Raw genomic sequence first — 13,253 nt, 5'->3', positions numbered from 1 at the left:
CAGGGGAAATGCTCGGGCCGCTGGAGCGCGCCCGAGTCGAATGGGGATGCGGCCTCAGCGAACGATTACGTGCTCGGTCTTTTCCTGGCGTTCCTTGACTTCGATGCAGAGGGTCGCCGTGGGACGCGCCAGCAGGCGTGGCAGGCCGATGGGTTCACCGCTCACTTCGCAGTAGCCGTATTCGCCGGTCTGAATACGATCCAGGGCCTGGTCGATCTTTCGCAGCAGGCGTCCCTCGCGTTCCTGTACACGCATGGAGAGGAGCCGGGACTCCTCCATTGCCGCGCGGTCCAGTTCGTCCGGGGTGCGCTCGTTGTCGAGCAGCCCATCTCGGGCACCCTCGATGTCGGCCAGGATCTCGTCGCGCATTTCGAGCAGGCGCTCGCGGAAGTACGCGAGCTGGGGCTCGCTCATGTAGGCCTCGGCAGGCATGGCCAGCAGTTCGTCGCGGGTCATGGGGTTCCGTCGGTTGCGCTAAGAATGTTATACCATAACGTTTCGATTGAGCCCCGACAACACGGATCGGCCACCGTCCTGTGATGGGGTCGACCCGCCTGCAACAAGGTGTCTTATGTCCTCTACCTGTGTGTCTCCGGTCTCACCGGATACGGAAACCTCCGCGACCGATCCGCTACCGGATATTGCCGCGTCGGCTGCTACGCACGCCTCCGCACTCGACTGGGTGGGTATGGAAGACATCACCCTTCCGCTGTATCTGACCGGCCATCCAGTGGTCGCCCGGGCCAGCGCGGGGGTGAGCCTCGATGACGCGGGCGCGCGCGGTATCCATATGTCACGGCTCTACAGGGCCCTGCGGCCGCTGGAGTCCCGCGAGCTGGACGTTGCGCGGCTGTGTGATGTGCTCGAGGCGTTTCTGGCTTCGCACGGTGGCCTGTCCAGCGTGGCGGAGGTCCGTCTTGCCGGGGAGCTGCCGCTGGAACGGCCGGCCCTGGTCAGTGCGGCCGCGGGCTGGAAGCGCTACCCGTTCCGGATCGCTGCACGCAGCGAGTCCGGGGCTGTGTCCCTGGAACTGGAGGTTCAGGTGGGCTATTCCTCCACCTGTCCCTGCTCCGCCGCCCTGGCGCGGCAGGCGATCCAGGAGCAGTTCGACCGCGACTTCACGCGAGCGGCCGTGGATGCGGCAACCGTGCGCGAATGGCTGGGCCGGGCCGAGGGGATTGTCGCGACGCCCCATAGCCAGCGCAGCGAGGCAACCGTTACGGTCGGTCTGGATCCGCTGATATCGACGCTGCCCCTGCCCGATCTGATCGATGGTGTGGAACAGACGCTGGGCACAGCCCTGCAAACGGCGGTGAAGCGTGTCGACGAGAAGGCCTTCGCGCTCGCCAACGGCCGTAACCTGATGTTCTGCGAAGGCGCCGTACGGCGCCTGGACAGCACCCTGCGCCCGGAGTACTCCGCCCGCGGCTATCGCATCCACGTTCGCCATCGCGAGAGTCTGCATGCGCATGACGCGGTCGCCCGTGTTGAACGAAGGGTGACCGACCGTCGCTGAAGCCGTCGGCCCGCTGCGGACCGGCATGCCTGGCGGTGACGACGATGCATAAAAAAGCCGCCGGATTGCATATCCGGCGGCAACGCTTACGGAGGTTGGAGAGACCAAAGGCAGAAAGCCGCCTTTCGTCCTGGCGACACACAGCTGTCCGGGCTGCGCATCTAAATGAGAATCATACGCAACTGTGTATTAGTGTCAACATGCTCGGTTAGTAAGGCTGTGTGCCGTTTGGTGAGCCGGTATCGGCTTGAGGCTACTCCGGGTTCGGGAGGGTCTGATGAGGCTGCAGCGGGTCGTGCAGGCCGCGATGCCGGTCGGCCATCGGTTCGGCCACGATCAGGTAGTCTGCGCCGTGTTTCAGCCCCTCCTGGCTGCGGGCCAAAGGCAGGGCGCGTTCACGCAGGACCTCGATCTGGTGGTGCATGGCCTTGGCCAGACCCTCGTCGCTGAAATGCGGCAGCTGCCGCAGGCACAGGTCGAGCTGGCCGTTGACGAACCGTTCGCGATAGTGGATGGGAAAATAGCGGACATCCAGAACCCGGAATCCCGCGATTCCAAGCTGGCGCATGACCCAGGATGATGGGTATTCGCGATAGGGCCGGTTGCCCGCAATCAGCAGGCAGGCGTCACGCAGGCGTCCGATCTCCCTCACGAGCGCGCCGGCTTCATCTTTCGGTTCCACCAGCACGTAAGGTTCGACGCCCACCAGATACAGCCGGTCGCCCACGTGCGGCCGCAACCGGTGCAGGGCGCGGTCCTGCCAGTAGGGCGCGAAACCTTCGATGGCCCCGATAAAGTAGTCCAGCAGCACCGTGTCAAAGCGTTCACCGAACAGAAGCTGATCCGACATCCAGTTGCCGACCAGGATGCGGTCCTGCCGGCGCCGCGCCGTGCCCGCTGCCTTGCGGGTCGTGCGCGCCATCTCCTGGGAGGCCGTCACCGCCGTCCAGCGCTCGGTGTCCAGGCGACTGATCCACTCGATGGACTTGCGACCCGTCCCGGCATCAAGAAAGCTGCCCCAGGGCTGGTCGCCCTGCGCCTTCTCGATGGCCTGGAAAATCGGCGAAGTGCCATTCGCACTGATGGATGACGAGTGGGCGGTGTTGGATGTCATGGCGTCAGTCGTTGCTTGCGGTGGGGTGGAACGCGTCGGGTCAGCGCAGCATGGCGGCGAGGCGGGCGCCGAGCGCGAGCATGACGTTGACCAGGACCAGCACCGGTGCGAAGGGCTGATCCAGCGGCAGGCTGATGGTCCAGGCGACAAGGAACCCGAACAGGGCGATGCCCTGCGTCCAGAGCACCAGCCCGGTGAGGTTGCGTGCGAGCCAGGCTGCACCCCAGGCCGGCAGTAGCAGGGTGGCCAGTGCAGCCGGAAGTCCCAGGACCATGCTCCCCAGAACGATAGCGGCGACCAGCCAGACGATTTCGCCGAGATGCTGCCAGACAGCCGGCCTGCTTGCCGCCGACACATCCGGTGCGATCTGCGCATGCAGCCATACGCGGAGGAGCACCGGGACCATCAGGAGGGTCAGCAGGCTCAGACCGATCGCCGCCCAGAGCTCATTGGGGCCGGCAAAGTAGAGCTGGCCTTCGGCCCAGGCAGCGGCCGCCAGGCTGGCCTGAGCAAAGTTGGCGGCCAGTAGCGTGACCGCTGCCAGGCCGGCGAGGAAAACGGCCAGGGGCAGGCGCTCCCGATCCCGGCTGCGCTGCAGCAGCACCATGATCCCGCCACCCAGCAGCAGCGCCACGGGCAGCACCGGCCAGTGCAGGACCGAGGCGAGAACCCCGCCCACGGCTGCCCATTGCCCCAGGGCCAGCGCCTGCCAGACCGAGCCGCGCAGGAGCAGACCGGCCCCGGCGAGCGCCAGCACCATGGTGACGAGCACGCCGGCAATGAAGGGTGTCAGCAGCAGGTCACCCGGCATCCAGGTACTCCGCAAGTGGATGGTTCTCCAGGCCGAGCGCCTGCAGGAAGTCATCGTCGTGGCTGGTGATCAGCAAGCTCGTCTCGGCCGGGACCGCCTTGATCAGTTCCACCGCGTCGGCACGGACCTCGGCATCCAGATGGTTGGCGGGTTCATCCAGCAGGATCAACCGCTGCGCCGACGAGTCTTCACCTCGGCTGGTCAGCACGGCGGCCAGACGCAGAAGTTGCCACTGACCGCCGCTCAAGCGGTCCAGCCGCCGATTCAGCAGGGCCCGAACTCCTTCATGTTCGGGCACGCTGGCCCCCATCGCGCGAAGCCAGTCGTCTCCAGACAGGGGCCAGGGCTGCGGGCGGGCGTGGTCCTGAGCCAGCAGGCTGGGTCGCGTACGGGGGGCGAGTTCAAAACGCCCGCCGTGAACGCGGGCCTGTCCGGTAATGGCTTTCAGCAGTAGCGATTTGCCCACCCCATTGGGTCCGGTCAGGGCCCAGCGGGCACCTGCCGGGATCTCCAGGGACAAAGGCCCGATCACCGGACGGTCGAACCCGAGGAGGGCCGACTGGGAGTGCAGGATGGGCGGGACAGGCTCGGGTGGCATGCAGGTTCGTAAGAATGGGGCGGTGGCCAATGATAACGGACCCGGAAAGTGGCTTTCCGGGCCCGTCGTGACAGCGGCTTCTGCTTTCTTCAGCGCTGGGGCAGGGCCTGCGCCCAGGTGCTCATCAGTTCGAGGTAGCCATCGAGGCCGGAGTCCGCCGGCGGATCCAGTGGTACGGCATGCGTCGGCCAGCCCAGGTTCCGTTCCAGGAATTCCGCGCCGCGAGGCGGCTGGAACTCGGCGTACAGGACAGTGCCCTCGGTGCCTTCGAGATCGTCCACGAGGCTGCGCAGATGGCGCGCGGTGGGCGGGATCCCCGGCGCCGGTTCCAGATAGCCGACGATCTCGACTGGCAGCCACTCTTCCAGATAGTCGAGGTCCTCGTGGTAGACCACGATGCGCTGGTCAGGCTCCACGCGCTCGGCCAGCTTCTCGGCGTGTTCGCGCAGGCTTTCGGCGGCTGCCTCTGCACGCTGCACGAAGGCCTCGGCGTGATCCGGCCGCAGTTCTCCCATGCGCTGTCCCAGTGCCAGGGCGAGTTCGGCCATACGCAACGGGTCGGCATTGAAATGCGGATTGCCCTCCTCGTGCACGTGGCCCATGTTCGGCCCGTCCATGGTGATGGAACGGCGCAGTTCGACCTTGTCGGCCGCGCGGAAGTGGCCCGGCTGCCCCGAGTTGATTGCACGGTTATTGGCGCCGCGCTGGGCGGCGGGCAGCCAGCCTTCTTCCAGACCGGCGCCCAATTCCAGCAGCATGTCGGCCCGGCGCAGGGCGGCCATGAAGCTGGGGCGGGCATCCAGGTAATGTGCGTCGCGGTCCGGCGGCGCGAGCACGCGGACCTCGGCCTCGTCGCCTCCGATCTCGCGGGCCAGGGCACCGAGGCTGGATGTAGTGGCCACGATGTTCAGTCCGGCGGCTGCCTGCGCGGGTAGCAGGATGAAGGTGAGTGCCGCCACCGAGGCCACGGCGGCGAGGGTCCGGGTGATACGGGTGCGAGTCTTGCTAAAGGACATGCGGGACTCCTGGTCATTTCGGGATACGGATGGGGCCGACAGGGCATCAACGGTCCTGCCGACCCTGAACGACGCGATACTGATCAGAAGCGGTGGGCGCCGTGCGCGCCGAGGGCCACGTTCAGCTGCAGCATGAATTCCAGCCCGCGGTCGCGATCACCGTCCTCGTCGACGAAGTCGTTCTGCGACAGCTGCGCGCGCAGGAATACCGGCTCCACGGGGCGGAAGGTGACCTGGGCGGAGTGGCGGTAGCTCGTGCCAAAAGAGGGCTCCGCAAAGTTGCGCTCGCTGCCTTCGTTGGTGGGCAGCCCGCGATTGGTCAGGCCCAGGGCCTCGGAACGCAGGCCGGCCTCCCAGCGTGGGGCGAAGCCGTACACCCCCTGGATATAGAGACCATCCTGGCGCGCCTTGCCGCTACCCTGGGCGTTGCCGGCGATGGTGGTCTGGTCTTCGCGACGCTGGTAGTCGACGTCGATCTCGCGATAGAAGTACTCGCCCTGCAGCCGCCAGTCGCCGTGCCCGTAGGCGCGGCCCGAGCTGTACTTGTAGACGGCGTCCAGCCCGGCGAACCAGGCATCGCCATCCCATTCCTCCAGGCCGGAGCCATGCTCGGTCTCTTCCTGCCAGGTGTTTGCGTAGCCGCCGGAGACGCCAAACTGCATGGCGTGATCCGGTCCCAGATCCGGGCCGAACTTGGCGAATGCGGTAACGAGCCGGGGTCCCGAGACATCCGAGAACGAGGATCGAATGTCGTCCCCGGCGTTGGTGGTATGCGTGCCGCCGCCGCCCTGATAGGGGATAAAGCTGTTGTCGCCCTGAAGCAGTTCCACCCCGAGCTGGATGTAGGTCTCGGTCGGAGCGAGCCAGGTGGCCTGAACGCCAGTTTCCTGCAGTCCGTGGTCGCCGAACAGATATTCGTTGATCAGCGGGCGGTCGACGAAGTCCCAGTCATGGACGTGGCGGCTGTTGATGTAGCCGATGTCCGACAGGAATTTACCTGCCTTGACCTGGAAGCCGCCGGGCAGGGCTCGGGTGGTCAGGTAGGCCTCTTCGACTTCAACATGGTCCTCGTCGAAACCGATCATCAGCACGCCATCGAACAGATCGCCGAGGTTGGCCTCGAACACCAGCTCGCTGTGCCCGAGGTTGAAGCCGTCGTCGAACCCGTGGTCATGCCCGTTTCCGTGGTCGTGCCCATGGTCATGGCCGTCATCGAAGCCGGCTGGGTCGCTGATACCGCGGGACATCTCGTTGTAGTAGACCCCTTCCAGGATCAATGAGATATCCAGCCCCCAGTTGCGGTCTCCCGCGCGCGTCTCCCACTGCTGGGCGGTGGCGGCGGTCGGCACGGCGAGTGCCAGGGCGGTCAGTCCGCCCAGGGCGGGACGGAGCAGGTGTGTGTTGTGCGGCATGACGGACTCCCAAACATGTATAGACACGCCGAAGGCCTCGGCGTGAATAAATTGTTATATCGTTACACGACGATGTCACGTTATAAGATAACGTTCTGGGGCGCAACCCCGACGGCGGCCGGAGGGACTACAGGTGCCTGGGAATCCCGACGCTTGTCAGGGCTTTGGCCCAGACCTCGAGCTTGGCCTCGAAGCTCCAGCGGGCGTTGGCCGGACTGGTCGATGGCAGGCGCAGGGCCTCGACGCCGAGTGCCCGGGTTTCGTGCAGACGGCGTGCGCTTTCCGCGCCGTTGTGCAGGGCGAGGCGCAGTTCCGGCGCTTCCCGTGTCAGCCGCGTGAGGTCGTTGGGTACGGCGGCACGGATGGCGCTGTCCAGGCTGCCCTCGCGCCGACAGGTGCCGTAGACATCCCAGAGGCCGATGCGGTGCGTGAGCAGGCGCTGGATACGTTCGGGGTATTCAAGATCGGGGAAGGGCTCGCCGAGGATGGCGGCCATGATCGGCCAGAACTGGTTGCGCGGATTCGCGTAGTACGCCTGTGCCTGGAGGGAAGCTACGCCGGGGAAGCTGCCCAGCACGACGGCGCGGGTGCGGGTGTCCAGGACCGGGGGAAATGCCTGGAGGGTGGCGGGCACGGCAGTCAGGCGTTACGGCAGTCCGCGCAGTGCCCGTGCAGCTCGACCATGCGCGAGTCGATCGCAAAGCCCTGGGCGGTGGCCTGGGCTTCGAGTGCCTGGGTGGCTGGCTCCGGGGTATGGAACTCGGTGATCTGGCCGCAGCCGTCACAGATCATCAGCGCGGATTCATGGCGCTCACCCGGGTGGGAACAGGCGACGAAGCCGTTCAGGCTCTCGATGCGGTGGATCAGGCCCTGCTCCAGCAGGAAGGCCAGGGTCCGGTAGACCGTTGGTGGCTTGATGCTGTGGTCATCCGAGGACAGCGCATGGATCAGGTCGTAGGCCTTGATCACGCCGTCGGTGCGCAGGATCTGTTCGAGGATGCGGCGGCGCTGCTCGGTCAGCCGCGCACCGCGTCGGGTGCAGACACGCTCGGCGTCCGCCAGTGCCTGGTCGATATCTGCCGGACTGTGGGAATGCGCTGTCGAGGTCATGGGGCCTAGGATAGCGGAAAGTGGCTCGGGCCTCTCGGCGTTGGTCGAGGGCCCCTGCCTCGCTAGCGCCGCTCGATCTCTGTTGAATCTGCGTCTTGCGCCGCGGGGGTGGCCGAGGTGGCATCCGCAGGCGCCGCTTGCGTCGCTTCGTGACGCGCAAAGACCCCGGCTGCCCAGCGCGCGCGCTGCTCGGGCGGTTCGGTGCCGTCGCGCCCGACCAGGTGCGCGTCCACCGCGAGCAGCCGGCTCTCCAGTCCCTCGCCATTGGCGATCTGGATCGCAAGCCCGGGGCGGGCATTGAGTTCGAGAATCAGGGGGCCGCGGTCCTGATCGATCACGACGTCCACGCCCAGATAGCCCAGTTTGCTCAGTTCGTAACAGCCTGACGCCAGCTGCATCAGTTCATTCCAGCCGGGGATTTCCAGCCCGACAATCGAGTGTTCGGTGTCGGGGTGTTCCCAGATGGGCCGGTTGTGCTGCACGCCGCCGATGGTCCTGCCGGAAGCTAGGTCGATCCCGGTGCCGACCGCACCCTGGTGCAGGTTGGCCTTGCCGTCGGAGTCCTGGGTGGGCAGGCGCATCATGGCCATGACCGGGTACCCCCGGTAGACAACGGTCCGGATGTCGGGCACGCCACGATAGGTGATCTGGTCGAAGGCCGAGGAGAACCGGACCCGCTGCTCGACCATCGCGACGTCGGGACGTCCGCCCAGGCTGTACATCCCGGAGAGGATGTTGGAACAGTGGTCGTGCAGCTCGTTCATCTCCATCGTGCGACCGCTGGCGCGCCGCAGCCGATCCCCGCGCCAGCCGGTAATGACCAGGATGCCGTCGCCGGCGGCCCCGTGCGCCGGCTTGATCACGAAGCCGTCGGGATAGGCGCGCAGCAGCCGCTCGAGTTTGCGAATCTCGTGATGCGAACGGACGACCCCGTAGAGTTCGGGCACCGAAAGGCCGGCATCCAGGGCGAGGCGCTTGGTCTCCAGCTTGTCGTCCACCCGCGGGTAGAACCGTCGGTGGTTGTACTGGGCGATGAAGCGGGCGTTGCGCGCGTTCATCCCCACAATGCCCTGCTCGCGCAGGGTCCGTGGGAGCACGAAGCGTGGCAGCCAGCCCATGCTAGCGATCCTCCGAGCGTCTGGAGGGCTGCATGGCCTCCTGCATGCGGCCGAAACGGAACAGCTCGCTCAGGCGATAGCCCGTGTAGCGCCCGAGCAGCAGGGTCATCGCCAGCAGTACCAGCAGCAGTTCGGGGAATACGAACAACAGGTGTTCCAGGTGGCGATTGGCCATCAGCCCATAGGCGGCGGCGGCCACGGCCAGGCTGCCGATGCCCTGGGTGATCGCGTCCGATGGACCGTGTTCTTCCCAGACCACGGACATGCGCTCGATCGTCATGGCCAGGATGACCATCGGGAACAGCGACAGCGCGAGCGCCCGCTCGAACCCCAACTGGTGCGAAAGGATGCTGATCCCGAGCATCAGCATGATGACCACGCTGACCACTGCCGCCAGTCGTGGCACGAGCAGTAATCGCAGGTGTTCGAGATAGAAGCGCACGGCCAGGCCGAGCGACACGATCAGGGTGAACAGGATGATCCCGGCCAGCAGCTGCGTCTCGCGAAAGGACAGCGCGATCAGCACCGGCATGAACGTGCCGAATGTCTGGACGCCGATCACGTTGCGCAGGAACACGATGATCATGGCCCCCAGGGGGACCATGAGCAGCACGCGGTAGGTGTTCTGGGTCCCCAGCGGGAGATTCAGGGTGGAGAACTCCATCAACTGGGCGTTGACGGTCTCGCCGAATCGCTGGGCAGTGGTCAGGGCGTCCTGTACGCCCCGCGAGACGGCAAAGCGGACCTCGGCGTCGCGTCCGTTGGAGACCTCCAGCAGGGGCGCGGACCCATGGGCCCAGACGACCACATCGTCCGGGTATTCGATCTCGCCCGACAGCGGGTGAATGGGCACCCAGCGCCGCGTGTTGTGGACCTCGATCCAGGTTTCCGGGCGTATGTCGCGGCGCCCGTCGCGCAGGTGCAACGTGGTGACCATGCGCGCGGGAATCCGGGCCGTGGCCAGGAGTTCGATCAGGGTCTGGCTGCGTTGCACGCGGTCGCTGCCGTCATCGGCGAATACCGCGGCATTCGATGCGGGCGCGGCGTGGGCAAGGTCATTGACCAGCACCGAGGCGAAGGTCTGAATATCCGAAGATCGGCTGCGGACGTCCTCGATCAGCGCATCCGCTGCGGAGCGGTAGGGCTCGGTCCATTCAGGGGCCCCGACGGGGCCTGGGTAGTCAGCGTCCGAGCGGTCATCGCTGTCGCGGTAGAGGGTCGCCCGGTAGTACAGCACCTGTTCTCCGCGCGGCTGCCGTGTGGTCCATTGGGCAATGCGGTCGTCCTGGCCGCGCAGCGTATTCAGGCCATAGCCGCGCGAGACGAAGCCTTCATCCAGGATGGCGAAATTGGGCAGGCGATCCGGGATGCGCAGCTGCACGTTGGCCGCACCGCCGGTGGGCTGATAGCGAACGCGTGCTTCAACCTGCCAGGTCTCGGCCGATGCCCCGGGCATGACGGGCATGTCCAGGGCGATGACCTTGTACGCAAAGATCCCGAGCCCGATCGTGCTCAACAGCACGATCAGGATCGGGAGATGAAAACGTCTCACGAATCGTCGTCTCCGCAGTCGGGCGCGTAGGTATGTTCGGCCCCGGAGTCGACCAGAATATGCCCGGCCAGGTGCGTGCGGCCAATGAGGGCCTGATAGGTGAGGTTAGTGCGGTCGATGAGGGTCGTGTCGCCCTTGATGCGCTGGTCGCCGATGCAGAACTCCATCGCGATTACCGGGCGCTCCTGGCTCTCGCCGCTGTGGCGGCGGATACGGACGATGCGCTCGACCGGGCGTTCCAGGGTGATATAGGCGTCGTCGTCATCCGGGTCGATGACATCGAAGCGGATCCAGTCCTCGCCGTCGCGCTCGAACTTTTCCTTGTTGAGTGCGTTCAGGGACGATGATGTCGCCCCCGTGTCCAGGCGCGCCTCCAGCACAATCCCCTCGCCCACGATCTCGACATCTTCGACGGTGCCCAGAATGGCCAGGGATGACGGATCTTCCTTCGCGTGTACTGGGGCCAGGGCAAGGGCCAGGCCCAGCAGCATTCCCCCGAAAGCGGTTTTCGTTAAGCTGGACGGAAGGGTTGGGCGTATGGACACGGGGCCTCCTCGGGTATGGGGGACAAAATGGATCCTAGTGTATCCCAGAGGCGTCACGGCCCATGTTAGACAGTTCACAAACCTTCTTGGGAGGCGCGATGCGCTGGGTAGTCGATCTCGACGAGCTGAATATGGACGATGTGGCCAGGGTGGGCGGCAAGAACGCCTCCCTGGGCGAGCTTCTGCGCGAGCTGGGGCGGGCTGGCGTGCGCGTGCCCGGCGGGTTCGCGACCACGGCCGACGCCTTCCGTGCGCATCTGGAGCACGAGAACCTCGCTGCCCGGATCAAGGCGCGCCTGGCCGATCTCGACATCAACGACATCGAGGCCCTGCGCGAGGCGGGGCGCGAGGTGCGCGGCTGGATCGAGGCGGCGCCACTGCCGGACGAACTGGAACAGGCGGTGCGCGAGCACTACGGCAAACTGGGCGATGACGTGCCCGTCGCCGTGCGCTCATCGGCCACCGCCGAGGATCTCCCCGAGGCCTCGTTTGCCGGACAGCAGGAGACGTTTCTGAATGTGCGCGGTATCGATGCGCTGCTTGCGCGCTTGCGCGAGTGCTTCGCCAGCCTCTACAACGACCGCGCGATTGCCTACCGGGTGCACAACAACTTTGCCCACGACGAGGTGGCCCTCAGCGCCGGCGTGCAGCGCATGGTGCGTTCCGATGTCGGGGCGAGCGGGGTGATCTTTACCCTCGACACCGAGAGCGGGTTTCGCGACGCGGTGTTCATCACTGGCGCCTGGGGTCTTGGCGAGACCGTCGTGCAGGGCGCGGTGAACCCGGACGAGTATCAGGTCTACAAGCCGGCACTGGCGGCGGGCAAGCGCGCGATCATCGGTCGCACCCTAGGCACCAAGGCTGTCCGCATGGTCCTGGACGAGGGTGGCACGCGCACCGAAGACACGCCGCGGGACCTGCGCGAGCGCTTCTGCCTCAGCGACGCCGATGCCGAGCAGCTGGGTCGCTTTGCGGTCGCGATCGAGCAGCACTATGGCCGGCCCATGGATATCGAATGGGCCCAGGACGGCGAGACTGGCGAGCTGTTTATCGTGCAGGCGCGCCCGGAGACGGTGGAGAGCCGCGTCGAGCTCGGTGCGGGCGAGCGCTACGAGCTGGCCCCGCACAGCGAGACGCCGCTGGTCACCGGCAGGGCGATCGGCTCGAAGGTCGGTGCCGGGGTCGTCCGTGTGCTGGACTCCCCGGATTCCATGCACACCATGGAGGAGGGCGACATCCTGGTGGCGGACATGACCGACCCGGACTGGGAACCGGTGATGAAGCGCGCCGCCGCGATCGTGACCAATCGCGGCGGGCGCACCTGCCACGCGGCGATCATTGCCCGCGAGATGGGCATCCCGGCGGTGGTCGGCTGCGCCGATGCGACCGAGGCCCTGTCCGATGGCATGGAGGCCACCGTCTCCTGTGCCGAGGGTGACGATGGTCATGTCTACGCCGGGCGGCTCGACTATTCGGTCAAGAAGGCCGATGTCGGCGAGCTGCCGGAGCTGCCCGTCAAGCTGATGCTGAACGTGGCCAACCCGGGGCGTGCCTACGCCTTCTCCCAGCTGCCGCATGCCGGGATCGGGCTCGCACGGCTGGAGTTCATCATCAACGGCACCATCGGCGTGCACCCCCTGGCGTTGCTGGACTATGCCGAGGACCCGGGGCGGCTGGATGCCGATGTGCAGGAGCGCATCGCCGAGCGCCTGCGCGGGTTTGACGACGGCCCGCGCGAGTACTTCGTGCGCAAGCTGTCCGAGGGCATTGCCACGCTGGCTGCGGCCTTCGCACCGGAGCCGGTGATCGTGCGCCTGTCGGACTTCAAGTCCAACGAATATGCCCATTTGATCGGGGGTTCGGGCTACGAGCCGGAGGAGGAGAACCCGATGCTCGGGTTCCGCGGCGCCTCGCGCTATCGCTCCGACACCTTCCGCCCGGCCTTTGCGATGGAGTGCGAGGCCCTGCGTCGTGTACGCGAGGAGATGGGGCTCGAGAACGTGCAGATCATGGTCCCTTTCGTGCGCACGCTGACCGAGGCCGAGGACGTGATCCGCGTGCTCGGCGAGGAGGGGTTGCGCCGCGGCGAGAACGGCCTGAAGGTCGTGATGATGTGCGAGATCCCCTCGAACGCCCTGCTGGCGGCACGCTTCCTGGAGCACTTCGATGGCTTCTCGATCGGCTCCAACGACCTGACCCAGCTCACGCTCGGGGTCGATCGTGACTCCGGCCTGGTGGCGGATTCCTTCGACGAGCGCGACGATGCGGTGAAGGCGTTGCTGACCATGGCGATCCGGGCCGCGAAGGATGCCGACAAGTACGTCGGGATCTGCGGGCAGGCCCCGTCCGACTACCCCGAGATGGCCGCGTGGCTGATGGACGAGGGCATTGATTCCTTGTCGTTGAACCCGGATGCACTACTCTCCACCTGGGAGCAACTGGCAAAGGTAAGGGGATAGGA

At 66.2% G+C, this 13,253-nt stretch carries 13 protein-coding genes; 2 read left to right on the top strand and 11 right to left on the bottom strand.

Annotated elements, in window-relative coordinates; all coding sequences use genetic code 11:
* Nucleotides 1-54: 54 nt before the first annotated feature.
* Entirely contained in the window at nucleotides 55-456 is a 402-nt protein-coding gene (gene dksA / locus C936_RS0101285) for an RNA polymerase-binding protein DksA (protein WP_018139451.1), read from the bottom strand.
* A 115-nt stretch (nucleotides 457-571) separates the two neighbouring features.
* Between dksA and folE2 the strand changes: the two genes are divergently transcribed.
* Nucleotides 572-1,516: a GTP cyclohydrolase FolE2 gene (gene folE2 / locus C936_RS0101280; RefSeq protein WP_081616839.1), complete on the top strand. Its 945-nt coding sequence runs from the start codon at nucleotides 572-574 to the stop codon at nucleotides 1,514-1,516.
* A 253-nt stretch (nucleotides 1,517-1,769) separates the two neighbouring features.
* Here the strand turns inward: folE2 and C936_RS0101275 are convergent, their stop codons facing one another.
* The 10 genes from C936_RS0101275 to C936_RS0101230 all read right to left on the bottom strand — a co-directional run bounded on the left by C936_RS0101275 (nucleotide 1,770) and on the right by C936_RS0101230 (nucleotide 10,738).
* Nucleotides 1,770-2,630, bottom strand: coding sequence for a class I SAM-dependent methyltransferase (locus C936_RS0101275; RefSeq protein ID WP_017925090.1), 861 nt, complete (start codon nucleotides 2,628-2,630; stop codon nucleotides 1,770-1,772).
* A 40-nt stretch (nucleotides 2,631-2,670) separates the two neighbouring features.
* Nucleotides 2,671-3,441, bottom strand: a complete 771-nt coding sequence (locus C936_RS0101270) for a metal ABC transporter permease (RefSeq protein WP_018174958.1) — start codon at nucleotides 3,439-3,441, stop codon at nucleotides 2,671-2,673.
* A complete protein-coding gene (locus tag C936_RS0101265) occupies nucleotides 3,431-4,039 on the bottom strand; it encodes an ATP-binding cassette domain-containing protein (RefSeq protein ID WP_018174957.1) in 609 nt (202 codons plus the stop codon). The genes C936_RS0101270 and C936_RS0101265 overlap by 11 nt, the downstream gene beginning before the upstream one ends.
* Before the next feature lie 89 nt (nucleotides 4,040-4,128).
* Entirely contained in the window at nucleotides 4,129-5,055 is a 927-nt protein-coding gene (locus C936_RS0101260; RefSeq protein WP_018174956.1) for a metal ABC transporter substrate-binding protein, read from the bottom strand.
* A gap of 83 nt (nucleotides 5,056-5,138) precedes the next feature.
* On the bottom strand, nucleotides 5,139-6,467 hold the full coding sequence (locus tag C936_RS0101255; protein WP_018174955.1) for a hypothetical protein: 1,329 nt from the start codon (nucleotides 6,465-6,467) through the stop codon (nucleotides 5,139-5,141).
* Nucleotides 6,468-6,594: 127 nt separating this feature from the next.
* Entirely contained in the window at nucleotides 6,595-7,101 is a 507-nt protein-coding gene (locus C936_RS0101250; protein WP_012983795.1) for a DNA-deoxyinosine glycosylase, read from the bottom strand.
* Between the two features lie 5 nt (nucleotides 7,102-7,106).
* Complete coding sequence (locus C936_RS0101245) at nucleotides 7,107-7,577, bottom strand: transcriptional repressor (protein ID WP_012983794.1); 471 nt, start codon at nucleotides 7,575-7,577, stop codon at nucleotides 7,107-7,109.
* Nucleotides 7,578-7,639: 62 nt separating this feature from the next.
* Nucleotides 7,640-8,695: an alpha-L-glutamate ligase-like protein gene (locus tag C936_RS0101240; protein ID WP_018174954.1), complete on the bottom strand. Its 1,056-nt coding sequence runs from the start codon at nucleotides 8,693-8,695 to the stop codon at nucleotides 7,640-7,642.
* A gap of 1 nt (nucleotide 8,696) precedes the next feature.
* Nucleotides 8,697-10,247, bottom strand: coding sequence for an inactive transglutaminase family protein (locus tag C936_RS0101235; RefSeq protein ID WP_012983792.1), 1,551 nt, complete (start codon nucleotides 10,245-10,247; stop codon nucleotides 8,697-8,699).
* Nucleotides 10,244-10,738 carry an ATP-dependent zinc protease gene (locus C936_RS0101230; protein ID WP_018139442.1) on the bottom strand — a complete coding sequence of 165 codons (495 nt, stop codon included), beginning with the start codon at nucleotides 10,736-10,738 and terminating at the stop codon, nucleotides 10,244-10,246. Before C936_RS0101230 ends, C936_RS0101235 begins: the two co-directional genes overlap by 4 nt.
* A 152-nt stretch (nucleotides 10,739-10,890) precedes the next feature.
* On the opposite strand from C936_RS0101230, the gene ppsA reads away from it, so the two are divergent.
* Nucleotides 10,891-13,251, top strand: a complete 2,361-nt coding sequence (ppsA, locus tag C936_RS0101225; RefSeq protein ID WP_018174953.1) for a phosphoenolpyruvate synthase — start codon at nucleotides 10,891-10,893, stop codon at nucleotides 13,249-13,251.
* The last annotated feature ends 2 nt before the right edge of the window (nucleotides 13,252-13,253 follow it).

It is taken from the genome of Thioalkalivibrio sp. ALJ4 (assembly GCF_000377225.1).
Lineage (GTDB): Bacteria > Pseudomonadota > Gammaproteobacteria > Ectothiorhodospirales > Ectothiorhodospiraceae > Thioalkalivibrio.
Note: the sequence above shows the minus strand (reverse complement) of the source record. Positions and strands in the feature narration are given on the sequence as shown.